The organism is Cylindrospermum stagnale PCC 7417 (assembly GCF_000317535.1).
GTDB lineage: Bacteria > Cyanobacteriota > Cyanobacteriia > Cyanobacteriales > Nostocaceae > Cylindrospermum > Cylindrospermum stagnale.
On sequence record NC_019757.1, the window covers coordinates 3,388,675 to 3,411,641 of the forward strand.

Sequence of the window (22,967 nt, forward strand, 5' to 3'; positions counted from 1 at the left end):
ATGCATTTGTGCATGACATCTCGAAAATTTTGCAGCATTCTGTATTTTTAACCACATAGTAATGCGTTTGCATGACAATATAATCACTTTCTGAGCAAAAGCAGCACCTTGCTCAAAGTTATCTGTGAGATATGTCAAATGCTAAAAAGTTAACTGAGAGAATATTTTCATGACAAACTTAGATTCTTCAAATTCGTATCTTGCTCAACTAAAGAGGCTAATCACTGAAGGAGACAGCATTTATGAAAATCGCAAAGTTAGTCCAGGTAAATTTGTAGATAACAGACGAAGTTTGTACGGATTAGGTGAGCCTACCAAAACACCAGATATAGAATATGTTGATTCTCAAAAGTGCGATATTTGGAAAATTCAATGTCTCTCTTTTCTAAACAAAATCATTTCTAAAGAAAGCCCTCATCAAGATCAAGTTACCAAGTTTGATAATTTAGGCTGTGTTCCTATAGATGTTTACCAAGGCGTTTCAATTTTAAAAGGTATACAAGCAAGTCTTGAAAATGAATTATTAACTTTCCCCGTTGCTTCTCAAAAAATCTCCAGAATTGATGAACTTTGTAATTTATTACGTCGCGTACCTGCTGGACTACGTCGTTGGACTTGGGAACAAAAATCGCGCACAAGAGGAGGAGATGCTCGAAAGTGGCATATTGATAACGAATATCATGTACAAAACTTACTCTGTTTTCTGCTCACTCCAACTTTTCCTGACGTCACAGACGAAGAATCTACACTCCCTGTTGGACAAGCACATCCGCGTCTTGACCTTGGCTTACCTTCGCTGAAGACAATCGTTGAAGCGAAATTCATGCGAGCAACTGATACCCCTCAAAGCATGATTGAGCAAATTGCAGCTGATGCAAGTCTTTACCTTGTTGAGGATTCAAGATACAGCAATATCATAGTTTTTATCTGGGACGACTCTCGTCGTATAGAACAACATGATATGCTAATCAATGGACTCAGACTGATTTCGGGAGTAGTGGATGCAGTTGTGGTATCGCGTCCAGGCATAATGCACGAAGCCTAAATATGCCTTCCTACATTCGTTAAGGGAATACCAAAAATTAAATTATCCAGTAATCATAGACTTGTAGGGACACAGCAATGCTGTGTCCCTACCGATTGGACATTTTTTTAATTGGAAGTCCCTAATACAAGTTAAATATTTTCTTCTTGACTTAACCAAACTTCTAAATCATGCACATGAGAAAAATCAAATAATGCTTCTCCCAAATTTTCTAATTTATTAGCAGATAATATTTTTATGTTAGGAAATATTGTTGAATCTTGTTCCCACAACCGTATAACTCGATAACGGTGAGTAGTTGTCTCATTCACATATTCTTCAGTAAAAGCGATTTGGTCGTCTGTCTCCTGTAAGAAAATCACTACTTGAGTTACGGGAACCTTATATTTGCGTGTCAGCCTCACAGAATAATCCAACATCCTTAAAGGGAGTGGAGGTTTTGAGGTGGTGCGAGTTTGAAATTCTAAATGTAAAATCCGATTCTCTGTTTGAAGAAATGTAACAGAATCTGCACGAATTGGTTCGATGCTTAATTCAGCTTTTAATACTTGGATTTCTCTAGGTTCGACGGTTAGCAACCACCGAGCAAAATCCTTGGGATATGTTTCTGCTAAAGTTTGACATACGTTGTCATAACCCACAGTTTTTATCCAGATTAATCTTGAACGGCTGATGTGATTTGGGGGTACAGCAGTTTAGCTCTCACTCATAGATTTTACCCTTATACGCCGTTGCTCTGGCTGCGATCGCCCTTTATTATTTCTGTCAATGCATAGTTCCTAGTTATTTAAAATTATTATGACTTACATACTGTACAAATTTATAATCTTATGCATCTAGAAAAATCAGTTGTTTCCGGCTTTTGGGGATGAACTTCAGATAGCGATAGCGTAGCCTAAAGTCGATGATCACTAAAAAAATTATCCAAATTTTTGACCCCTGTTTCCAATCCTTGATACAGTCGCCAAATGTTTTCTTCCTTCTCTGGAGATAGAAAAGTGGCGATCTCAAGCCAAGGTTAGTGAAAAAAATATTACGTATTGACATAGGCATACCAGTGTTAACGCGGAGATAATTAACGGTGCTCTGGCTGCAATTCCAGAGAAATTACGGTTTAAGAAGAGTTAGAGACAGGATATTCTAGGTCAAAGATAGTAAATTAACTCAAAACATCAATGCCAAAAATAATATCTGTTAGGCATTTATGTGTGGGAAATTTTATTATACTTTAGATATTTTCTCGCCTATGTAGAAAATTGTTTATTATACTAAATAACTTGTTCATCTGAAATAGAAAGGAACTATAACAGGTGAAAAGACCCTTCATAAAAAAGTAGTAATTTATTGGGTGTAGCAACACAACTAACGGTAAAAGAAATACCAAGAGGTTGGGTAAAAAAATGGGATCATTATCCAAATCCAAAAGCATGCTAGGAATGAAAAAGCGTTTATCATCACCGCCACAGTGCTCAGATGACTTTGAACGACAAGTATACCCAGTCAATCTAATGCAGCATCAGGAAGAAACTGCCCATACTTTGGCACAAAAGATTAACCAAATCATCGCCAAAACTTCGGTGTCTTCTTTGATGTTGCAAGAAATTGCTCACTTGCTTGGAGTAGCCTTTCAAGTGGACTGCTGCTGCTTGGTTACAGTGACAGGTGAGGTTTCTGGTGAAGCGACTGCTGCTAATTGGTGTGCTGACAAGTATTTAGGATTGCCGCACTCAGACGAAATGTTCTCAATGGAACAATTGTTGATGAACTTGCCCGTGGTAAATTGTGCTGCCGAAACATTGACTATTGAAGACATTTCGAGCATTCAAAAAAGTCTGGTAATTGGGTGTCAACATTTGCCACTACCAATCAAAGCGGTGTTAGCAATTCCGACTCGATTTAGTGGCAATAATAATGGCGTAATTAGCCTGATAAAATTCCAACCCTATGATTGGAGTGAATCAGAAAAGCAATTGCTCAAAGCGGTAGAGTCATCTTGTGCGATCGCTTTTTCTCAAGTGGCACAATCACAGTTGATTGCCTCTCAACATCAGTATTTACAAAAGAGCAACCAGTATCAAAGCTTAATCAAGCAATTAACTATACTGAGTCGTAGCAACTTGGAGTTGAATCAAATGCTCCAGTTAGTTATTGCCTCCACTGCCGAATCGCTACAGGCAGATCGGGGTTTGCTCATCCTTTTAAAATATACAGACCCCCTGTTTAGGGCTCAATCTAAAAAACAAATTCCTAAAGCAAAAGCTACTGTCATTGGGGAATGGAATCAGGTCACACCCATGTCCGGCAGCAATCAAACAGATAATTTGGATCAGTCCTACTGGCTTTCAGAGTGTAGTTTATGCCAGCGTGTATTCACGGAATCAGGGAAACCAGTAGTCATTGATGACTACACAGAGCAAAAGGATAGCTGGACAGCTGGGCCATTGTTTGCTATTGAGGAACTGCCTGCGGTATTGTTAATGCCATTAGAGAGCCAAGGCAAAGTTTTAGGCTTTTTAGTGCTCCAACAAGCCGTTGCTCGCCGTTGGCAACCAGCAGAATTAAATCTTGTGGAAATGGTCTGTGCTCAAGTGAGCAATGCCATAATTCAGTCACAGACACTGCGGCAAATCCAGACTTTGGTAGATGAGCGCACAGAGCAACTTAAGCGTAGTTTGGAAGTGCAGGCCAAATTGTACGAAAGAACAAGGCAATACGTTGAGCAATTGCAGGAACTAAACGAGCTCAAAGATGAATTTTTGAGCAATATGAGCGATCGCTTGCGTTACCCTCTGACAAATATGCTGATGTCAATCCGGAACTTGCGTCTGCCAGGAATTGCTCCAGAGCGTCAGGTTAAATACCTAGATATTTTAGAGGTAGAGTGTACCAAAGAAATTAACTTGATTAATGACTTGTTGACGCTCCAGAAGTTGGAGTCTCATCAAGGAACTCCATACTTAGAAACCATCGATGTAAATCTCAAAATTCAGGATTTAGCAGCTTCTGTTAGCAAAAATCTGATAGATAAAGGATTAACCATCGCTGTAGATTTACCAAATAAGCCGTTAAAACTCCAAACTGAACTAGAGAGTTTTGACCGCATCCTCAAAGAGTTATTAACTAATGTCTGTAAATACTCGGAGCATGACACCATCGTCCACTTGCAAGTTGCTCACCGAGTTGATCAACAAATTGATCAGGTTATTATTAAAGTGACTAATATCGGACGTGGCATTTCTGAAGAAGAAGCAACCTATATCTTTGACAAGTTCCGTCGTGGTAAAGGTCGCTGGATTCCAGGGACGGGCTTGGGACTTGCTTTAGTCAAGTCTCTAGTGCAGCATTTGAATGGAGCGATCGCACTTGAGAGTATTCCCCTCAAGGATTCTCACTTAAGCGAAATTGGCTTTACCCTAACTCTGCCACAATTTTCTGACGCCAGCAAACCACCCAACTGAAAGTGACTAAACAACACAACACTATTGAGGGACTTGATTGCAACGCCCCTAGTGAAGACAACAACCCAGAAAAAACTTTGAGTGCTAACGCAGCTACTGTACCAGCTGATGTAGCTATCCAAGTTGAGAAAATCTCAGATCGACAGCGACAAATCACGGCTAGGCTGCAAATTCTTCAACCAGTGGAAAAAATCTGGCAGATTCTCACAGATTATGAATCCTTAGCTGATTTCATCCCTAACCTAGCCCAAAGTCGTCTGTTAGCACATCCCCAGGGTGGTATTAGACTTGAGCAAATAGGCTCCCAGCGCTTACTCAATTTCAAGTTTTGTGCGCGTGTAGTTTTGGATCTTGAAGAATTATTCCCCAAAGAAATTAATTTCCAGATGGTAGAGGGAGATTTCAAAGGCTTTTCTGGCAAATGGTGCTTAGAGCCTTATTCCCTCGGTGCAGCCCAAGGCACAAATCTCTGCTACACAATCCAAGTTTGGCCTAAGCTCACTATGCCAATATCAATCCTCGAAAATCGCCTCAGCAATGATCTGCGGTTAAACCTGCTAGCGATTCGCCAGCGCGTAGAGTCATTAACTAGTTAACGAACTTACAAACTAGGTAAGCTATTCCCAAAACCTAAATTAGTGGGGTGGTTTACTTAGTTGCGAAGAATAGAATTACACTTTCTTCTGACTTTTTTAAAGTACCCCCAGGGGAATTCGAATCCCCGTTACCTCCGTGAAAGGGAGGTGTCCTAGGCCTCTAGACGATGGGGGCATCTGTCTCAAACCTTTTATAAATTAACTGATTTTTCAGCAGATGTCAACAGCTTTTACAAAAAAAGTTTTGGTGGCTGCCTATATCTCTAATTTTTGCCCAAGAAGGCCCCCGCATCTGACTGGAACATCAGAGAGACAAAGAACATCGTTCATGGAAGAACATCCCTTGAGGGCGGTTTGCTGGGTAGTGGGATTTTTTCTGTGATACTAAAAGAGCACGCCCAACTGTCCCTACTTGATCGCCAACCAGCTAATAAGTAGGTATTATAAAAACCCAGTATGAGAAAACCTCAAAATTCAGTAAGGGACAAGAGATGTACTGTCGTACCCTGTAGAGCTAAGATTTATTACTCTTTACAAAAGATTTTGAAATCAATCACTCAAAATCTACAACATGGAAGCATCATTTGAAATCACCCTACAGATGGTGGTTACTGTCGTTGCAGGCATTAGCGCCCAGGTACTGGCTGCATACCTAAAAGTACCCAGCATCGTCTTGTTACTCATGTTGGGCATCCTGCTTGGCTCAGACGGCATTGGGCTATTGCACCCGCACTTGCTAGGCACAGGACTGGAAGTGATTGTCGCCCTAGCAACGGCGATCATCTTGTTTGAAGGTGGACTCAACTTGGATTTGCGAGAGTTAGGCAGAGTTTCAGTCAGTTTGCAATTGCTCGTCACCTTAGGCACGCTGATCACACTACTGGGCGGTAGTATGGCAGCTCACTGGCTGGGTGAATTTCCCTGGAACATCGCTTTTCTCTACGCTTCGATTGTTGTGGTCACCGGACCAACGGTTGTCGGCCCCCTGCTCAAACAAATCAACGTAGATCGACAGGTAGCGACGCTTTTGGAAGGGGAAGGGGTTTTAATCGACCCAGTGGGAGCTATCCTCGCCTTCGTTGTCCTAGACACGATTTTGAATGGTGATGCTGACCCGATCAAAGCCATCATCGGTTTACTCATGCGTTTGGGTGTTGGCGGGGCAATTGGTGGCGCTGGCGGTTACCTAATGAGCTTGATTTTCAAACGCGCCAATTTTCTGTCTTTTGAACTCAAAAACCTGGTGGTGTTAGCAGTGCTGTGGGGTCTGTTTACCTTAGCCCAAGCGATCCGCAGTGAATCGGGAGTAATGACGACAGTCATCGCTGGGGCTGTATTTGCCAATTCTTCGGTGCCAGAAGAACGCTTGTTGCGGAGCTTTAAAGGTCAGCTGACAATTCTCAGCGTTTCTGTACTATTCATTTTGCTCGCAGCTGACCTATCCATTGCCAGTGTGTTTGCCTTAGGTTGGGGCAGTTTATACACAGTTTTGGTATTGATGCTAGTTGTTCGCCCTATTAACATTCTTTTGTGTACCTGGAACAGTGCTCTCAATTGGCGACAGAAGCTATTTTTAAGCTGGGTTGCGCCGAGGGGAATTGTCTCTGCTTCCATTGCTTCTTTATTTGCGATTTCTCTGACACAACGGGGTGTTAACGGTGGTGATGCGATCAAAGCTTTGGTGTTTTTGACAATTATCATGACAGTTGTCTGTCAAGGACTAACAGCTGGACAGATTGCTAAGTGGCTGAAAATCACTTCTAAAGATGCAACTGGAGCGGTGATTGTGGGTTGTAATCCCTTGAGTCTGTTGATTGCCCGATTTTTTCAAGAGCGGGGAGAGGATGTTGTCATGATTGATACTGACCCGGAAAGTTTAGCCCAGGCTGAAGCCCAAAATTTCCGGGTAATTGCTAGCAGTGCGCTGGATGCTGAGGTTTTGGAAGAGGCGGGAATTGCCTCTCTAGGAACTTTTTTGGCGATGACCAGTAACGGTGAGGTGAATTTTGTTTTGGCGCAACGAGCCGCTGAGGAATTTAATCCGCCCCGCGTCTTAGCAGTTTTCCCCCGTGAAGGGCAGGCGAATAACTCTGCTAATAATAAAGTTAGCCAAGCTTTTGTCTCAGATTTAGCGATTAAGACCTGGATTGAGTATTTGAATGATGGGCGGGTGAAGTTGGGGACAACGACCCTGAATGAGGGGGAATTTTCCCTTCAACAGGAGCATATACAGGAAAAAATGCGGAGTGGCGTATTGGTGCCGCTGTTGGTAGAACGGGAAAAAAGCCTACAGATCATGCAAGTCGGCCAAGAATGGGAAATTGGCGATCGCATTATCTACTTGTTATATGATTCCCGACCGAACCTGTTAAAACGCCTATCTGGTGCTAGTCAGTCTACTCCCCTTTCTTTGGAAACCTTAGCAGAAGTGGAAGAAGTCCCCCTAGCTAAATTGTCTCAACTTTCTGCTAGTGAGGCTTCTGCCAGTTGAATTACTTCGCCTGGACTAGCCATTTCTTTCTCTTGCCATAACAAAGCAGATAAATGCATCACCGCTAGAATGATGGCAGCAACGGAAATAATGTAACTGTGTATGGCGTAGAGATGCTGCACAGTTACGGTGCTAATAGCTCCACCACCAGTGAGGATGTCTCGCAGTTGGCTACCAATGAAAGGAATGGCTTCGATATTTCTTAACTCAATGTTAAAACGCCAGTATCCTTCTTGATCCCAGCCGAGAATCATCGCTGTCCAATTTAAGGCGATCGCACTTAGGGTAAATAAAATTCCACTAATCCAAGCTGTCAGCCAGCTTTGACGAAATTGCCGACCTAAAAACATCACCACGATATCAATTAGAGCTATCACAATTACGGCATGACCAGCAAGATCATGCGCTCTGTGAAATAACCAGCCGTAAGGCACTTGTGTATTAATCATTTTCAATGACTGATAAGCTCCGCCGGCTGTTGGTGCATAGTAAAAAGAAAGCATTACGCCAGTAGAGGTATAAATCAGGCACAAGGTAAGAATCACGACAGATAATATCGTCGCCAGTCGCCGCAAAATCCGATCAAATTGGGTGGTTTGCATGGCTGACCCCTCTTTCCTTAACTAATTTTGTATTTATATGACAATTTTAGCTAATAAATATTAAATTTTTTGAGCAAAATTAGATATTCAAGCTAAATATGGCACCCAAGCTTTTAACAGTTCTGGTGAACCATACCAAATTCCCGGACTTCTGGGAGAATGTTTCGCACCTTCTAGGACAAGATTTTGAGCACCATCCAAATGAGCAGCTGCAATAGGTGTGATCCCATCACCCCAAGTGTTACCTTGGCCACAGGTTAATTGATAACTACTGTAAGCTAACCAACTACCGCGTCGCCTTTCGCCAAAGATAGTTTTGCCGGCTACACAAACATAACGAACGTTTTTGTAAAATGCTCCGGGGTAGTTATTTTTGACAAAGTCCAGATTCCAGCGCGTCCAGCGTTCTTGGCTAATATGGGGTGTCCCTAAGGTGATGAGAGTGGCAACCGAGGGGTGAGCGTCCCAAGTACTTCCCAAATAAGGTTTTTCTCCTAGGTAGATGCGGGATATCCAACCACCGGCTGAGTGACCAATCAAGTTAATTTGAGCAGCGTTATATTTCTGCAATATCCGCTTTACTGTGCGATCTAGTTGCTGCACAATCGGCGTTACTGGCCTTCCTCCAAAAGTAGGTATCCAGTCACGCCGTCGCAGTGGTACCGTAGCTGTGGGAAAACCCAAATCTTGTAGAGATTGTTCAAGTTGGCCGTAAGCGATCGCACTTTCTAAATAACCGGGTAAAATAACTGTCGGTAATGCCATTTGGGTCTTTTGATACAAGTGGGACTTGAAATTTTTCTCTTGAATTCCCTAAAAATATGGATAGTGATACTTAATCAAGTCTGAAGTTGAGAAAAAGTTTGATCCGGGAATGATACTCCCGTTTTGTTCAGAGTCAGTTTATCTGACTAGCAAAAATTTGGGTAGTTTTAAAAGCGACTTGTTCAAATATAACCAATTGCTCCAAATCAGCACCCATATAGCTTTTGGGTTTAATCTCGCCGATTATAAACATCATCAGTACTATTTTTTCAACTCTTTAGTTAGCAAGTGCAAATTTTGAAGTATAATATTAGTTCATTAAGACCATTACCACAAAAAAAGGCAATTTTCCTGTTTTGAGTGCTAGTGTAGGAAATTATTATTTGTTAGAGAACCCCATTCTCTAATAGCGCAATATAGTCTGAAAGATAAAATTGCTAGTCAACTGCAACCGAGCCGAGTGAACGATAACAGCTATGTCTTACGCCTCCCTGCTGAGAAATATACCAGAAATCCTAAGCCAACCAACTGGGATAGCAGCTATAGCCTCTCTTGGCATCCACGGTGCTATTGCGTTGATTGTGCCATTGATGCCTGTGGACTCCAGTAAACCCAAAGCAACAGACTCGTCAAAAACGGTTGGACTGCTGGAATTGAGCCAAGCTGACCAAAGCCGTCTGCCACAAACGCCGCTTGACTCACCCCAAGTTGCCCTACAACAGCAACTGCCTGCACCGAACTTTGGTGGACAGACGACTATCTTTCCCCCATCCCCTGCATCTGTATCCAACCAGATGGGAATGCCAGTTATCCCCTCATCAACTGCTAACTTCCGCACATCCTCCTCGCCCAGAAGGCAGTCTTCATGGAGCCTTGGGAACACAAATAATCGGTTTGATACCTCTAGTTTTAATATCGGTAGTAAATACTCTTCAGCTTCTCGTTTTAATGAAAAAAATGTCAGGATTGTAGGCGAGTCTTTGCCTGTGAATAGGTTGCCACAAGTCCAGGCAGATAATTCACGACCTAGGGATATAGGAAGCGATCTTGCTGATATTGCCCCAACGACAGCAGCAAGGGAAAATACCACGCAACAAACCATGCCGAATGGAGATGGTGCAGCCAAAGTAACTCAAAATGGGCCCCTAGGTTCTCCAATGGCAGCGATTCCACAAAGTAACGTAGGCCCAGATGGGCAAAGCGTCCAACCAAGTTCATTAAATAAAGCACCTGAATTGCCTGGTTTCAATAAACCAGAGTCGTCTTCAAAGGTCACAGATGGAGCGATCGCGCAGGGAAATTTAGAGGGTTTTGACAATCTGAGAAAAGCAGTTCTGGAAGAATACCCGAATTCTAAACAACAACCAGTTATTCGCGACACCATCTCTACGGATAAACCGGGTTTGGAAGGTACTGTTTTGGGTCGATTAGTCCTACATCCTGATGGTAAGGTATTAGATATCAAGTTCCAAGACAAGTCAGTAAACCCTGAACTGGAATCAAAGGCCAGGGAATATTTCAACGCCAAGCGACCCAAAGCTGATCAGCGAATTAGCTCTTATCCATTCAACCTGCGGTTCCAAAATAACAGCAGTCAAACGAATGCGGTGACTTCAGAGTTAAAACCCACGCCATCAACAACGATTAAGCCAGCGGCACCGTCCGCGAACAATCAGCCTGTGCCCACACCCTCAACAATGATTAAGCCAGCGAGCGCACCGTCCGCGAACAATCAGCCTGTGCCCACACCCTCAACAATGATTAAGCCAGCGAGCGCACCGTCCGCGAACAATCAGCCTGTGCCCACACCCTCAACAACGATTAAGCCAGCGAGCGCACCGTCCGCGAATAACAATCAGCCTGTACCCACGCCAGAAGCCAATAAGATTCAGCCTGCCTCCTCAGCTGAACTCGCAAGACTAAAACTAACGAGACAGTTACGCCAACTGAAGCAAGAACAACAAAACAACTCTAATCAAAAATAATCAAAACCCTCTGACTTACCAAAGGGCTATCCGAAGATCCAAACAAATCTGGCGCTCGATTACCAGCCTTGCTCGGCTTTTTGGAAAACGTAAGCCGCTACCTCTAGAATCTCCTGAGCGCTTAACTTGTCCTTGAAGGCAGGCATAGCATTTTTCCCATTTTGTACCTGGTAAATAATTGCCTGGATAGAATCGCTATCATAATTTGCCAGGTACTTCGACAATGCTTCTTTTTTCAAGGTTTTGTGCTCAATTAGGATGTTACCACCACCTATATGGCAAGAAGCGCAGTTAGCATTAAAGATTTTAGCGCCGTTGGCTGTTTCGGCAGCTAGTGCTGGATGAACAAATGTCAATTTAAACAGAGCGATCGCCAACAGCAGAATTAATAAAAATATTCTCAAGAGATTCTCCTCGCAACAAGCATCCAGCAACTGAAAAACCTTGTTCAGTTGCTATTCTATGGCGGATATTAGCCTTTACAGTTGCCAACCGCTATGTGTACTCTACTGTATGTTGCCGATAAATCTCTGATTATAGGCAAATTTGATCAAAATTGGCGGAACGAGCTTCATCCCAACCATTACCACTAGGCTTTCACCACCTTAGGTAGGGATAAATCTCGTTACCGCCACTATTCATTTTGTGCGCCACTTTATACGTATGGCTTGTGACTCAACGCTAATTTCCCTCATAAGCAAGGAAAATTATTAAGTGTCAAAAGTGTTGTTTCTAGCCTTGGACAGTAATTTTCCCAACCATGCCAGCGCCACGGTGAGGTTCACAATAGAAGGTGTAATCACCAGCGGGGGCATCTGCTGGGAAGGTGGTTGTTTGTTTTTGACCAGGACTCAGCAACAATTTCTTATAAGACAGCGATGTGGCTAGAGCAGCGTCCTTAGTAGGGTTTTTAGCCTTATCAAACACAACGTTATGGGGGGGAACTTTGTTGTTCAGCCATTCAATAGTGTCACCTGGTTTAATTGTCAACTTTGATGGTTGAAATTGCAGTAGTCCTTTATCACTACCCAGTTTGACTGTGTAAGTTTCAGCCGCAGCGCTGGGAGTAAATACAGCAAAGCTGCTAACAACTAAAAGGATTGTCAATACAGCTAAACTCAAGCGTCGCCAGCTGGCAGCAATCGATTTCATGGCTCTCTCCTAACAAATAGTTTTATTTTCCTCTTCTCATTTTAAATAAAATTGACGCTAAATATGACAATCTGTCGTAGATGATTTTTTTTTTAAGAATTGGCAGCCGTAAGTAGCAAAAACCTGTGCAATGAGTAAGAATTACTAGATTGCCATACACCAATATATATATGGGTGGTTCCCAGAAAAAAAGTTAAACCACAAACAAGCGGATTTTAATTTTTTCTTTCGCAACCTAACTGGTCAAAAATTTTTAGCAATCCTAAGAGCGTTAATGCGATTGCCTCATAAAGGGCGCTCCCTCTCCACGCCTGTGACACAACTGTATGCCCATCGCTCTTTGAGCGGGCGTCTCGCCATTCCCTAGGTTGGGTGCCTTGGGCGATCGCTTAACCCAGCTAAAATTCCGAGTTAAGAGTCCTAATTCCAGAGAGAAAATTCCAGCATTGGCAGGGAATTGACGGCCATCAGTTATGAGGACTCAGAACTCAGAATTTTTCAGTAGTAAGGGTAGATTTCCCCCTACATTACTTAGTATTGAGATTTGCTAGCCTGGATTTAGTAATAAATCTTACCGCCTCCCCACTTAATGCCAACAACTTTCGGTTGTAAGAGAACATGGCCAGCGATCGCCACCAAGTCATCATCCGTCAGATTTCGCATTTCTGTGAAAATATCTGCACTCTTCATACTGGGATGTACTTCAGAAATTTCCTCTTCCCCGTCGTAAGTAGTGGGATTTTTCAGATAGTCCACCAAACCTTCAATATTGTTACGGTTAGGTGTTGCCAGTGCCAAATCTTCTGGAGTAAGTCCCACATTCTGGTTTGTCTTGGTAACTCCCCCAGCATGACATTGAGCGCAAGCGTAATTAAATAAAGCTTTGCCTTGCTTAACTTGTTTCAGGCTGAGTACAACAGTATCACCCTGAGCATTTAATGGCACTGTTCGGATCGCTTCATCCAGTTCCACCGCTGTTGCACTACCGACAACCAACTGAAACGTCAGCAAAACAGTAACCACAACAACGCCAATTAGTCTTTTAAACATGTTTCCCCTTAAAGATATTGATGCTTAACACAGATCAAAAAGCGATGCTCAATCTCCACGTTGCCAATTGCTAATAGCTAATTATTCTTTGCTATTAGTCATTAACGATTAGCCAAAGCCTGAGATAGCTCTTCAGGTGACTTCCGTATCACCCACCAAGTTGCTAGTACCTTTTGGGTGTGTTTCAGACAATATTTGGATTTGGGAAAGAATTGCCTTTGCATCCTCTAACGCCAAACGGGTCTTTTGGTGTTTATAGGCAATTCCCAGTTGGTTGCACAGAGAAAACACTTTTTCTACAGGAACACTGTAGTCTGCTGCTATCTCTGCGATCGATAGGTCTGCAAAACCCATAATGCTTGTTAACTGATAGATAGAGATTGAGTCGCTGTAATACCAATATCACGTTAAGAGTGCAATTTGTTGCTGAAAATAGGGTTGAATCTCAGATGGCGATCGCAGAACATGGGTGATGGGGTGATAGGGAGAAATAACTCTTAACAAATGAACGGGATTAGGCATTGGGCATTGGGCATTGGAGAAGACAAGGAAGAGTTTTCTTCAATAATTGCTCTTTGTCCTTCAGTACTGCATGTATCGCCAGCGTCAAACCAATGCTTAAGCCCAGCGTGCTTTGACCATTACCCTTTGCCGCCTGTAAACGTCACACCTTGAATAAAGTAGCGATTGAAAAAGGCGTAAATTCCTAAAGCTGGCAAGGTGAATACCATAGAAGCTGCCATAATATAGTTCCAATAGCTGATGTATTGACCTTTAAAGGTGTTCAGCCCCAAGGGTAGAGTAAACATGGACGGGTCAAACAAAATCACCAGCGGCAGTAAAAAATTATTCCAACTGCCCATGAACACAAAAACCGCCTGTGCTGCCAGCGCTGGTTTTGCCAGAGGTAGAACAATATAGCGGAAAAGCCCCAAGGTATTTAAGCCATCCAGTTGCCCTGCTTCTTCTAGTTCTTGAGGAAAATTGACGAAAAACTGCCGCATCATCAAGATGAAAGTGGCATTGACCATACTGGGGACAATCATTCCCTGGTAGGAATTCAGCCAACCAATAGCTTTCAAAATCAAAAATGTGGGAATCAAGGTAATCTGTGCCGGTACTGCTAGCACCGCCAAAATCAAGAAGAACCAGAAGCGTTTACCCGCAAAGCGCAATCTCGCCAAGGCATAACCTGCCATTGAGTTTAACAGCAAGTTTAAAATCGTCACACTCAAGGCGATCGCTAAACTGTTGAACAGCCAACGCCAGAACAGCGGTTGTTGTAAGAATATTTGCCTGTAGTTGTCAAGAGTAAAATTCTGCGGTAAGAAATTCGGTGTACCGCTGACAATTTCCGATAGCGGCTTAAATGATGCCGAAATTGCCCACAAAAAAGGAATCAGAGTGATGAGAGCATAGATTGTCAGCAACAGGTATAACAGGATTTTGAGCCACCAAAACCGAGAGATATGAGTCAATTGCCCTCCCCTCCGAAAAGTCGCCGTTGAATCAAAGTGATAGCAATAATTACCGCTGCCAGCAAAAAGGCAACTGCTGCTGCGTACCCCATCTGTAAATTGCGAAATACAGCTTGGTAAATTAGCAACACCACCGTCAGGGTAGCGTTGTTGGGGCCACCAGTCCCGCCAGAGAAAATATAAGATTGGTCAAACAGTTGAAAAGTGCCAATCACCCCCACAGCCACCACAAAAAAGGTCACAGGCTGGAGGAATGGAATAGTAATGTAGATAAATCTTTCCCACCCGCTGGCCCCATCGAGTTCAGCCGCCTCGTAAAGTGTTTGGGGGATGTCTTGCAAGGCCGCCAGGTAAATCACCATGTAAAAAGGCGCTGTTGACCAAATATTCATGATCATGATGCCTTTAAGGGCAACTGCCGGATTTCCCAGCCAGTTATAGGTAGGAAGTCCCACCCAAGCGAGAAAATCGTTTAGTAGCCCATCGGTGTTATAAATCCACATAAAAATTAGCGTCAGCACCGCTGAAGAAGTGACTGTCGGTAAAAAATAGAGAATGCGCCACCAATTTTTGCCGCGAATCCCAGAATTCAGGGTTACTGCCAGAACTAAAGCCAAAATAGTTTGAGTTGGCACCACAATTGCTACATATTGTGATGTGTTTCTTAAAGCAATCCAAACTCGTTCATCTTCAACCAACCGCGTGAAATTACCAAAGCCAATAAACTCGTACTTAATGCCGCTTAGGAGTTGGACTTTGTGCAGCGCCAGAAACACAGCGTAGAGAATAGGTAACACCACAAAAGTGCCTAACACTAAAATGGTGGGCATCATGAAAATATACCCAGCAAGGTTTTCTGCAATATTCCACCTGGGGTTGCTTCGCCGCCTGCTAGTTTCAAACACAACTGAACCTCCGCCTAAACCAACTGTGGCGATGGGTTATGCATAATTATTGATCCTACTCCTGTAGGGAAGACATTGTTGTTCTAGTTTGGCAAGCTAGCTAGATGGTACACAATTGACTCTTAAGCACCCACCCTAGATGAATTTAGCTTGTATCGCTAAAGATCGATACCTTTCGTGCGGAACGCTATACGCAAGCGTTGCTCCTCAGAACAAGGCACGGTAAGCTTCTCTTTACACAACGCTACGCGATCGCTGGTTTCAGTTAGCTTCATGTGTAACTTAAGAAAGTATATCTTTAGTTTCTGTTAGGATGCTGATCAACACAATTTAGAAAAAAATACAAAATGTCCTATATAGCCTACTTACGGTCTATCAAAAATGAACTCCAGAGAACTGGCAGAGCAAAAAAGAACCTGCGAGTTAAAACCATCATGGAACAGTTTGGTTACCAGCGCCGAAGTCAAGCATTTATAGATGATTTTAATACTGCTCTTTTGACATTAAGACTTTGTGCAAATCCGGCATTTGATCTATATATTCCTTTAGACACCAAAATAGCAATTTCTCTTCAGGGATTTCCCGGGGGAAAATCAAATCAAGTAGCTAATACAGAACCAATTGCCAAAAGACTTCGGCAACCCATTGCAGTTAAACATGATTTTTTCTATTATTTATTTGATTTTGGCTCCGAGCAAGAATATGAACGTTTCCAAGCTTGTTTAGACTCAAATCAACCAGTGGGAATTTTTTTGATTCCCCAAGCAGAAGATTTTTTTTCTGATATTGCTGTAAAGATTTTCAGTTATGAATTAATTAGAAAATATCAATATCGAGGCAATAGTGATATTCCTAAATCTTCTAACAGAAAATTTTCGACAAATATTGTTGAGTCAGATCAAGGGTATGAAAATAACCAAGAAGATTCCCTTTCTGACGCTAGTATTTTTCACTTTTATCGTTCAACCATGACTAGCGTTATACTTGGTACAACTGGCATGGAATTGCTAGATTCTGAAAAATTTGACGAGCAGTTTGAACAGATATCTTTATATGCAAACAAGTATAATTCTGCACAATTCTTTATTTTATTTCATTGTCCATCAGTATCAGAAATTCAATCTCAGCAGAAAGAAGATGCTTTGGGACATTTAGTAGATAGGGTTGCCAGGAAAATTCCTTTTACTTTTACTCTTAGATGTAAATATTCAAATGAAGATTCTATTGAGCAAAGAGAAGAAATATATGCCCATTTTCGGCTGCTGATGGAACTTCCATGCTATGAAATAGAAGAAGATAATGCATCTCTGCTGAATTATTTTCTAGAACTACAAAAAGCACAAATTCAAGCTGAATCACAGTTATTAATAAGGATGAAACCTGAACATTTATGCAATCTAAAATGGCAGCAAGAAACTACAGAATATATCTATTTTAAGTATTTTGCTATAAAGACTCTGGAAAGCCTAGGATACGAATTGTCTAATATAGGCTGTGAAGTAGAATTGACTTCTAGGGATGAAGAAACAACAGACGAAGAGATGGCAGAAGATGATGAAGACTACCAAAATGAAATCATAGAAGTATATGTAAAAAACAAGGTGGTCGTAGAGATAGAAACTCTTAAATATCAAGATTTTGGCGACAATAATCTTTTCTTTGACATGGTTAAGAGGATTTTGAGAAAATCAAAGGTATGGCCTAACAACTTGGAGAGTGTCTGGTTAGTACTTCCAGGTTTTGAGATTGCCCGTAACTATTACCAACTTAAAAAAACTCAGCAAATATTAGAATATAAATTATCTGAATATTATGGTGATGGTTTCCAGATTGTAGTCATGGCTCCCGATTATGAAAAATACCAATTAGTGCCAGTATCCTTTGACTCAATTGATTATCCATCTTTTGAGTTTGCAGCTAAAAAGCCTAGGTTAGTACAAACATACCCAATCGCTAAACAAGCTAAACTTAACTTTAATCAAGTTAAAGGTCTAAATGAGGAAAAGGAAAAATTAAGCAAACTTCTCAAGCTGCAATCTCAAGGACATAAAGGTTCAATTGGTGGTATTCTCTTCTATGGGTTGCCTGGTTGCGGTAAAACTCTCATGGCAAATGCATTTGCCAATGAATCTGGCAGATATTTTTTTAAGTTTTCTCCTGCTGATATAATCAGTATGTGGATCGGTCAAAGTCAGAAAAACCTGCGTGATATCTTTGCTCAAGCTAAAAAGAAAGCTCCTTCAGTTTTATTCATTGATGAGTTAGACAGTATTGGGTTTAACCGTAATGATGACAATGCACATACTGACCAAAAAGCAACCATTAACCAATTGCTAATTGAACTGAATAATATAAAAGATAGTGATGTAATTGTGATTGCTGCAACCAATTATCTCAGTGGTATTGATAGTGCTTTAAAACGTTCTGGTAGATTGGATTGGAAGATTCCTATTTTTCCTCCAGATGCATCGGAGAGACAAGAGTTATTCAAACACTACCTGTCACAAATTGATATAAATCAGCTAGTTAATTTTGAAATTTTGGCAGAGCAAAGTTCTAGGTTTACCTCATCAGATATTGAGTTGGTGTGTCGAGAAGTTAGCAATTCCCTCTTTCTGGATGAAATAAATTCGGCTCTCACAACTTCAGATGTCATTACATATATTAACAATCTCCAAGATGGTGGTTTAAGTCTGACTCAAGAGCAGGTAAAGGAATTTTTGGATGAGTGTAAGCGGTTAAGTGTAAAAAATCCCAAGTTGGAAACTTTGAGACGGGAATGGGGATTAGATCAGGATTAATAAAATACAAATCATGTTTGTTACTCACAAGTTGAAGCGCAAACAGCTACTAATATGTATAGGAATTTTAGCGATCGCATATTCTTCAGCTTGCCTGTTACTATTTTTGCGGCAGCGTTATGTTATCTTTCGCCCCAGTTCACAATTTTTAACTCTACCCAGTTCCCCAGACTTTCAACTCCCCTATCAAGATGAGCGCATCAGCATTGCAGGCTCTAGTGAATATATCCACGGTTGGTGGATTGCAGCGCCAACACCCCAAGAGAAACTCTCCGCCATCCCAAATGAACCTACGAGGGTTTTAACATCCCCTAAAGTGATTTTATATTTTTGTGGTGCTGCTGGTAATAAGGGTTACTACAATCATGTAGCCAGACTTCAGGGGTTGCGACAGTTGGGTTTTTCTGTATTGGTGATAGACTATCGAGGTTTTGGCAGCAGTCAGGGGAATTTTCCTAGTGAGTCTCAGCTTTATCAAGATAGCCAGATAGCTTGGGATTACTTAGTTAGAGTACGACGCATTCCACCTGAACAAATTGTCATTTATGGAGAATCCCTTGGGGGTGCTGTAGCGATAAATTTGGCAATCCAACACTCAGAAGCCAGTGCTTTAATTATACAAAGTTCTTTTACCTCAATGGCTGAGGAAATCAAGCACCGAAATTGGTTATGGATGTTTCCCGTAGATTTGCTACTGACGCAAAGGTTTGATTCTATCTCGAAGGTTTCTTCTCTACGTCTTCCTGTTCTGTTTATTCATGGAACTGCTGACAGCGTTGTTCCATCCTATATGAGTCAGCAGTTATACAATGCTGCACCTGAACCTAAACAACTATTTTTAATTCCCGGTGGTGAACATTTCCGGATTTATCAGCCGGGGAGAAATTCGTATTTCCAAGCAATTCAGAAGTTTATAGAGAAACGCTTCTAAGGGTTCTAGGTACTCGTGGGGTACTCCTGGATCTCCATGAAGAAACAACGCTAGTTTGCCAGATTTGTGCCTGGTTTGACAATGCGAGACCAGACCTGATGACCACGGAATTAGATAAAGCCATCGACGGTAGATGTTTTAGTCATACTGAGAAGTTTTTTACATTATACTTAAGTTTAAGTAGTAAAAAATAGCGAATGGCACTCATCCGACCTAGAATAACAGATTTCCACGGCATCACAAAAACCCAAGCACAGCTAGATTTCGCTATAGCATTTCTAGATGAAGATATTCCCCTTTATGTTGACCCTTTTCTTTTATGGAAGTCTCCCTCACTACAAGATCAGGCACTTCATACTTCTCTCATTAATGCCTTTAATCACCTAAACTTTCTTGTTCAGGAAGGTAAAGCAGATGAGGCACGGAATAATCTCATCCTTGCATCTGAGTGCCAAGAGGTTGGACTTGGATTATCAAAAAAACGAAAAGGTGTAAGGATTAGCTCTCACAAAGCTGATGAGATTATCTCTCTATTTCAAAAAATTCCAGAGTGTGGGAAATATGGCTTCTTTCACTTTGAAGAAATACAGTTTTATGTAGATGGAATCTCAAAAGATCGTATCAGTGATATTTCCTGTAACTTCATCAAGTCTTTTTTAATAGACTATACTATAGAACGATGTGAAGACGTAGGAATACCACTAGAAAAAACTATTGTTTCTACACTCTATGATTATCGTAAAAAATCATTTATTCTGGATCAGCAACTCTCTCTACCTGTGAATCCGGAAACCAAAGAACCTTTAATATTTGTTCCTAAAAGATGGTTAAAATTCTCTCCCTGGATAAACTTTGAAGACTATTTTAAAGAATATTGCCCTCGTGATGAAATTTTTAACCCTGGTGAACCAGAGGAACGTGTTAAGGTTCTCAACTTTAACCGGGAAAATTATGGGGTTGTGCAGGAATATATCAAATTAAAAGAACGAACTCAGGAAGACTGTAAAAACGATCCTCTCTTTAAACAGATACCTGTTCTTTCCGCCAAACGGAAATTAACTGAAATAAAAAAACTGCCTACGGGAAAAGAAGACCAGGCAGATATTAAGTACGAAAATAATATCTGTCAACTTCTTGCATCACTTCTCTATCCAAACCTTGATTTTGCAGCAGACCAAAGTCGGACAGATTCTGGAAGACTGATTCGAGACCTTATCTTCTACAACAATCGGTCAATCGATTTTCTTGAAGAAGTTTATCAAGACTATGGTAATAGACAACTTGTTTTTGAGTTAAAGAATGTGAAAGCAATCGAGCGAGAACATATTAACCAACTTAACAGATATCTTGATTCTGGACTTGGTAAATTTGGTGTTCTTGTCACAAGAAATCCACTTTCCAAAGCGATGTTGGGTAATACCATTGATCTATGGTCTGGCCAAAGACGATGCATCATTACGCTTACAGATGAGGATATCTCATTAATGGTTAATGTCTTTGAGAGTAAGCAGAGATCGCCAATTGATGTTCTCAAAAAGAAGTATGTAGAATTCCGTCGATTATGTCCCTCATAAAAGGTGAAATATATGAAGCGTAAAGATGTTGACGAATTTGAAAAGCTCTCTGGTCAGCTTCAAGGAGTTTACGATGAGCTTTCTGTTTTGTCTAAGAAATCTCCCAATGATGGAGTTAACGAGTTCAAACTCAAGTTTGTTAATAAATTACTGAATGACTCAAATAAATTCCTTGGAGAAAAATATCGACCCTTTGAAGACTTTTCAGAGTTTGATGTAGACAATTTACCACAAAATAGTGATGTAGTTTTCATTCTTACACAGTATTTACAATGCTTTGAAAAACTGCGTGCAGATAATGTAAAAAACACGAGTACAGGTTGGTATTGGGTGGTAGATGTAGAGGGAAATGAAACCGGAGATAAATCAGGTAAAGTTTATATTCAAACAATTTGCCCAAAACGCTTAAGAGAATAAATCCTTATGGTTAAAAAAGATCAAAAACAGACGAGTCGTGAAAAAGCTGATATTCACGAATTCACAATGCCTTTGCTAGAGGCTATGAAGATAGAGTTCAAGGAATTGAGTAAAAAGAAGCCAGATGCTGTGCTGAGTAAGAGTAAGGTAAAAGTCGTTAACCGACTGCTAGAAAGTTGTCGCCAAGTATTATGTTTAGAAGCATCACTTGATTATCTTGATATCCTTAATGAGGATGATGTTCCTCAGAATAGTGATGTAGTACTGTTGTTATCTCAGTACGTAGCTGCTATGAGGCAATTTAAATCGACTTATTATGGTTATGATGGTAAGGAGGATCGTTGGTTTGTTGATCCGACCTCAAACTGAAGTGGATGCTTTTTGCCCTTTAATTACTTCATCATTTTAATCTGTTGATTAGCTGCATTTTGGGCCTGCAACATTGCCTGTTTTAATGGCTGTTCTCCCAGTAGGGCACTAACAAACTGGTTGTCAAAATTGTTAACAATCGCACCGGGATATTTACCCACCTGCCAAGGCATAGCGTCATTTACTCCTGCGACTAATGGCGATCGCAATTTATCCAAGTCATAGCTTAATTTTTTAGCCACAGATTTACGTGTTGGCAGCGCAAACCCTGTACCAGTCCACTTCTGCATTCCTGCTTTCCCCGTGAGATAAGCAATTAACTCCCAAGCTTCAGCTTTATGTTTTGCTTGTTTATTCATCACGTAGGCAACCGTAAAAACCATCGTGCCTTTTTTATTATTAATCCTCGGCACTTCTGCGGTAGCAAAATCCAACTGGGGAAAGGTTTCTTCTAAGTAAGGAATTGCCCAATTGCCTTCAATCACCATTGCTACCTTACCCTGACCAAACATTTCACTGCCTGAATTTGTTCCCACATCTGATTTTTGGGCAGCGGTGTGGTCTTTTTGATACTGGTCTATCACCAACTGTAAACCCGGCAAACCTGCCTCACTAGCAAAAGCTGCATCACCATTTTGATCAACAATTTGCCCGCCAAAAGCTTTGATTTTGTAAGCCTGACGTGCCAATTCTGGGGTAATCCCAAAACCGTATTTATTAAGTTTGCCTGTCAAATGTTGGGAGTAGCTGCGTAATTCTTCCCAAGTAGCTGGTGGTCTAGTCAAACCAGCGGCAGCAAAGGCTGTTTTGTTATAAAACAGAGCTAGGGTGGAATAGTCTTTAGGAAGACCATAAAGATGATTTTGGTATTTAAAGCTGTTGAGTAAAGTTTCCTCAAAATCCCCTAGGTCAAATTCTGGAGTAATGTAAGCTTCTAGGCGTTCCAAGACATTCTGACTCATCAAAAAAGGAGCCTCTAATGCATCGAGATAAAACACATCGGGGGCTGCTTCCCCAATTAAACGGGTTTTGATTACGTCCATATATTGGTCAGATATCACCTCATACTTAACTTTGATCGTCTGGTGTTGTGCTTCAAAGTCTTGCAATACCTGTTTTAAAAGTTTTTGCTCAACGGGGGAACCTGCCCAACCACCGAGTTTGATAGTAATTGGGGGTGTGCTTGGTAACGGTAGACTGTGACAACTAATAATCGCGATCGCGATCGCCAATCCCAAAAAATTGAACAACCAATTTCTCATCACTTACTGATGACAGTCTTTCTCACCTCACTTATAACGAAAAATTATCAGCACAGAGCGTATGTTTTTCGATAACGAAACACATA

Annotated in this window: 20 protein-coding genes, 1 tRNA gene and 1 pseudogene; 10 read left to right on the plus strand and 12 right to left on the minus strand. The window is 41.4% G+C overall.

The features are described 5' to 3' along the window. Positions 1-169: 169 nt before the first annotated feature. Positions 170-1,045, plus strand: a complete 876-nt coding sequence (locus tag CYLST_RS32310; protein WP_015208351.1) for a PD-(D/E)XK nuclease domain-containing protein — start codon at positions 170-172, stop codon at positions 1,043-1,045. A 131-nt stretch (positions 1,046-1,176) separates the two neighbouring features. Here CYLST_RS32310 and CYLST_RS36780 read toward each other — a convergent pair whose 3' ends face one another. Together CYLST_RS36780 and CYLST_RS13895 are read right to left on the minus strand one after the other, a co-directional pair. Beyond that, positions 1,177-1,317 (minus strand): DUF4351 domain-containing protein, encoded by a 141-nt coding sequence (locus CYLST_RS36780; protein ID WP_425389084.1) that lies wholly within the window; start codon positions 1,315-1,317, stop codon positions 1,177-1,179. After that, positions 1,291-1,686, minus strand: a pseudogene (locus tag CYLST_RS13895) (RpnC/YadD family protein); the annotation flags it as partial. The gene CYLST_RS36780 and the pseudogene CYLST_RS13895, both read right to left, overlap by 27 nt. Before the next feature lie 795 nt (positions 1,687-2,481). Here CYLST_RS13895 and CYLST_RS13905 point away from each other — a divergent pair. Then, positions 2,482-4,503 carry a sensor histidine kinase gene (locus CYLST_RS13905; RefSeq protein WP_041233653.1) on the plus strand — a complete coding sequence of 674 codons (2,022 nt, stop codon included), beginning with the start codon at positions 2,482-2,484 and terminating at the stop codon, positions 4,501-4,503. A gap of 2 nt (positions 4,504-4,505) precedes the next feature. Continuing rightward, the gene (locus tag CYLST_RS13910) at positions 4,506-5,099 is read left to right on the plus strand and encodes an SRPBCC family protein (protein ID WP_015208354.1); all 594 of its coding nucleotides are present in this window, start codon (positions 4,506-4,508) and stop codon (positions 5,097-5,099) included. Positions 5,100-5,201: 102 nt separating this feature from the next. On the opposite strand, the gene CYLST_RS13915 is transcribed toward CYLST_RS13910, so the two are convergent. After that, a tRNA-Glu gene (locus CYLST_RS13915) sits at positions 5,202-5,274 on the minus strand. A 396-nt stretch (positions 5,275-5,670) separates the two neighbouring features. Between CYLST_RS13915 and CYLST_RS13920 the strand changes: the two genes are divergently transcribed. Then, positions 5,671-7,590 (plus strand): cation:proton antiporter, encoded by a 1,920-nt coding sequence (locus CYLST_RS13920; protein ID WP_015208355.1) that lies wholly within the window; start codon positions 5,671-5,673, stop codon positions 7,588-7,590. Here CYLST_RS13920 and CYLST_RS13925 read toward each other — a convergent pair. Then, positions 7,557-8,192, minus strand: coding sequence for a cytochrome b N-terminal domain-containing protein (locus CYLST_RS13925; RefSeq protein WP_015208356.1), 636 nt, complete (start codon positions 8,190-8,192; stop codon positions 7,557-7,559). The two genes, CYLST_RS13920 and CYLST_RS13925, sit on opposite strands and share 34 nt — an antisense overlap. A gap of 87 nt (positions 8,193-8,279) precedes the next feature. After that, positions 8,280-8,957, minus strand: a complete 678-nt coding sequence (locus CYLST_RS13930) for a lipase family alpha/beta hydrolase (protein ID WP_015208357.1) — start codon at positions 8,955-8,957, stop codon at positions 8,280-8,282. A 476-nt stretch (positions 8,958-9,433) separates the two neighbouring features. Between CYLST_RS13930 and CYLST_RS13935 the strand changes: the two genes are divergently transcribed. Then, positions 9,434-10,942 carry a hypothetical protein gene (locus CYLST_RS13935; RefSeq protein ID WP_015208359.1) on the plus strand — a complete coding sequence of 503 codons (1,509 nt, stop codon included), beginning with the start codon at positions 9,434-9,436 and terminating at the stop codon, positions 10,940-10,942. Positions 10,943-11,001: 59 nt separating this feature from the next. Here the strand turns inward: CYLST_RS13935 and petJ are convergent, their stop codons facing one another. The 6 genes from petJ to CYLST_RS13965 all read right to left on the minus strand — a co-directional run bounded on the left by petJ (position 11,002) and on the right by CYLST_RS13965 (position 15,527). Beyond that, entirely contained in the window at positions 11,002-11,346 is a 345-nt protein-coding gene (gene petJ, locus CYLST_RS13940) for a cytochrome c6 PetJ (RefSeq protein ID WP_015208360.1), read from the minus strand. Between the two features lie 328 nt (positions 11,347-11,674). Continuing rightward, the gene (petE, locus tag CYLST_RS13945; protein ID WP_015208361.1) at positions 11,675-12,094 is read right to left on the minus strand and encodes a plastocyanin; all 420 of its coding nucleotides are present in this window, start codon (positions 12,092-12,094) and stop codon (positions 11,675-11,677) included. A 558-nt stretch (positions 12,095-12,652) separates the two neighbouring features. Then, entirely contained in the window at positions 12,653-13,144 is a 492-nt protein-coding gene (gene psbV, locus CYLST_RS13950; RefSeq protein ID WP_015208362.1) for a photosystem II cytochrome c-550, read from the minus strand. Positions 13,145-13,276: 132 nt separating this feature from the next. Continuing rightward, complete coding sequence (locus tag CYLST_RS13955; protein ID WP_015208363.1) at positions 13,277-13,498, minus strand: hypothetical protein; 222 nt, start codon at positions 13,496-13,498, stop codon at positions 13,277-13,279. A 287-nt stretch (positions 13,499-13,785) separates the two neighbouring features. Next, positions 13,786-14,622 carry a carbohydrate ABC transporter permease gene (locus CYLST_RS13960; protein WP_015208364.1) on the minus strand — a complete coding sequence of 279 codons (837 nt, stop codon included), beginning with the start codon at positions 14,620-14,622 and terminating at the stop codon, positions 13,786-13,788. Beyond that, the gene (locus CYLST_RS13965; protein ID WP_015208365.1) at positions 14,619-15,527 is read right to left on the minus strand and encodes a carbohydrate ABC transporter permease; all 909 of its coding nucleotides are present in this window, start codon (positions 15,525-15,527) and stop codon (positions 14,619-14,621) included. Before CYLST_RS13965 ends, CYLST_RS13960 begins: the two co-directional genes overlap by 4 nt. Positions 15,528-15,874: 347 nt before the next feature. On the opposite strand from CYLST_RS13965, the gene CYLST_RS13970 reads away from it, so the two are divergent. The 5 genes from CYLST_RS13970 (at position 15,875) to CYLST_RS13990 (ending at position 21,619) form a co-directional block, all read left to right on the plus strand. Next, positions 15,875-18,328, plus strand: coding sequence for an ATP-binding protein (locus CYLST_RS13970; RefSeq protein WP_015208366.1), 2,454 nt, complete (start codon positions 15,875-15,877; stop codon positions 18,326-18,328). Between the two features lie 13 nt (positions 18,329-18,341). Further along, the gene (locus CYLST_RS13975; RefSeq protein WP_015208367.1) at positions 18,342-19,259 is read left to right on the plus strand and encodes an alpha/beta hydrolase; all 918 of its coding nucleotides are present in this window, start codon (positions 18,342-18,344) and stop codon (positions 19,257-19,259) included. A gap of 197 nt (positions 19,260-19,456) precedes the next feature. Continuing rightward, positions 19,457-20,833, plus strand: coding sequence for a hypothetical protein (locus tag CYLST_RS13980; protein ID WP_015208368.1), 1,377 nt, complete (start codon positions 19,457-19,459; stop codon positions 20,831-20,833). A 12-nt stretch (positions 20,834-20,845) separates the two neighbouring features. Beyond that, positions 20,846-21,250: a hypothetical protein gene (locus CYLST_RS13985; RefSeq protein WP_015208369.1), complete on the plus strand. Its 405-nt coding sequence runs from the start codon at positions 20,846-20,848 to the stop codon at positions 21,248-21,250. 6 nt (positions 21,251-21,256) lie between these two features. Then, the gene (locus CYLST_RS13990) at positions 21,257-21,619 is read left to right on the plus strand and encodes a hypothetical protein (protein ID WP_015208370.1); all 363 of its coding nucleotides are present in this window, start codon (positions 21,257-21,259) and stop codon (positions 21,617-21,619) included. Positions 21,620-21,642: 23 nt separating this feature from the next. Here the strand turns inward: CYLST_RS13990 and CYLST_RS13995 are convergent, their stop codons facing one another. Beyond that, positions 21,643-22,881 (minus strand): ABC transporter substrate-binding protein, encoded by a 1,239-nt coding sequence (locus CYLST_RS13995; RefSeq protein WP_015208371.1) that lies wholly within the window; start codon positions 22,879-22,881, stop codon positions 21,643-21,645. Positions 22,882-22,967: the final 86 nt, after the last annotated feature.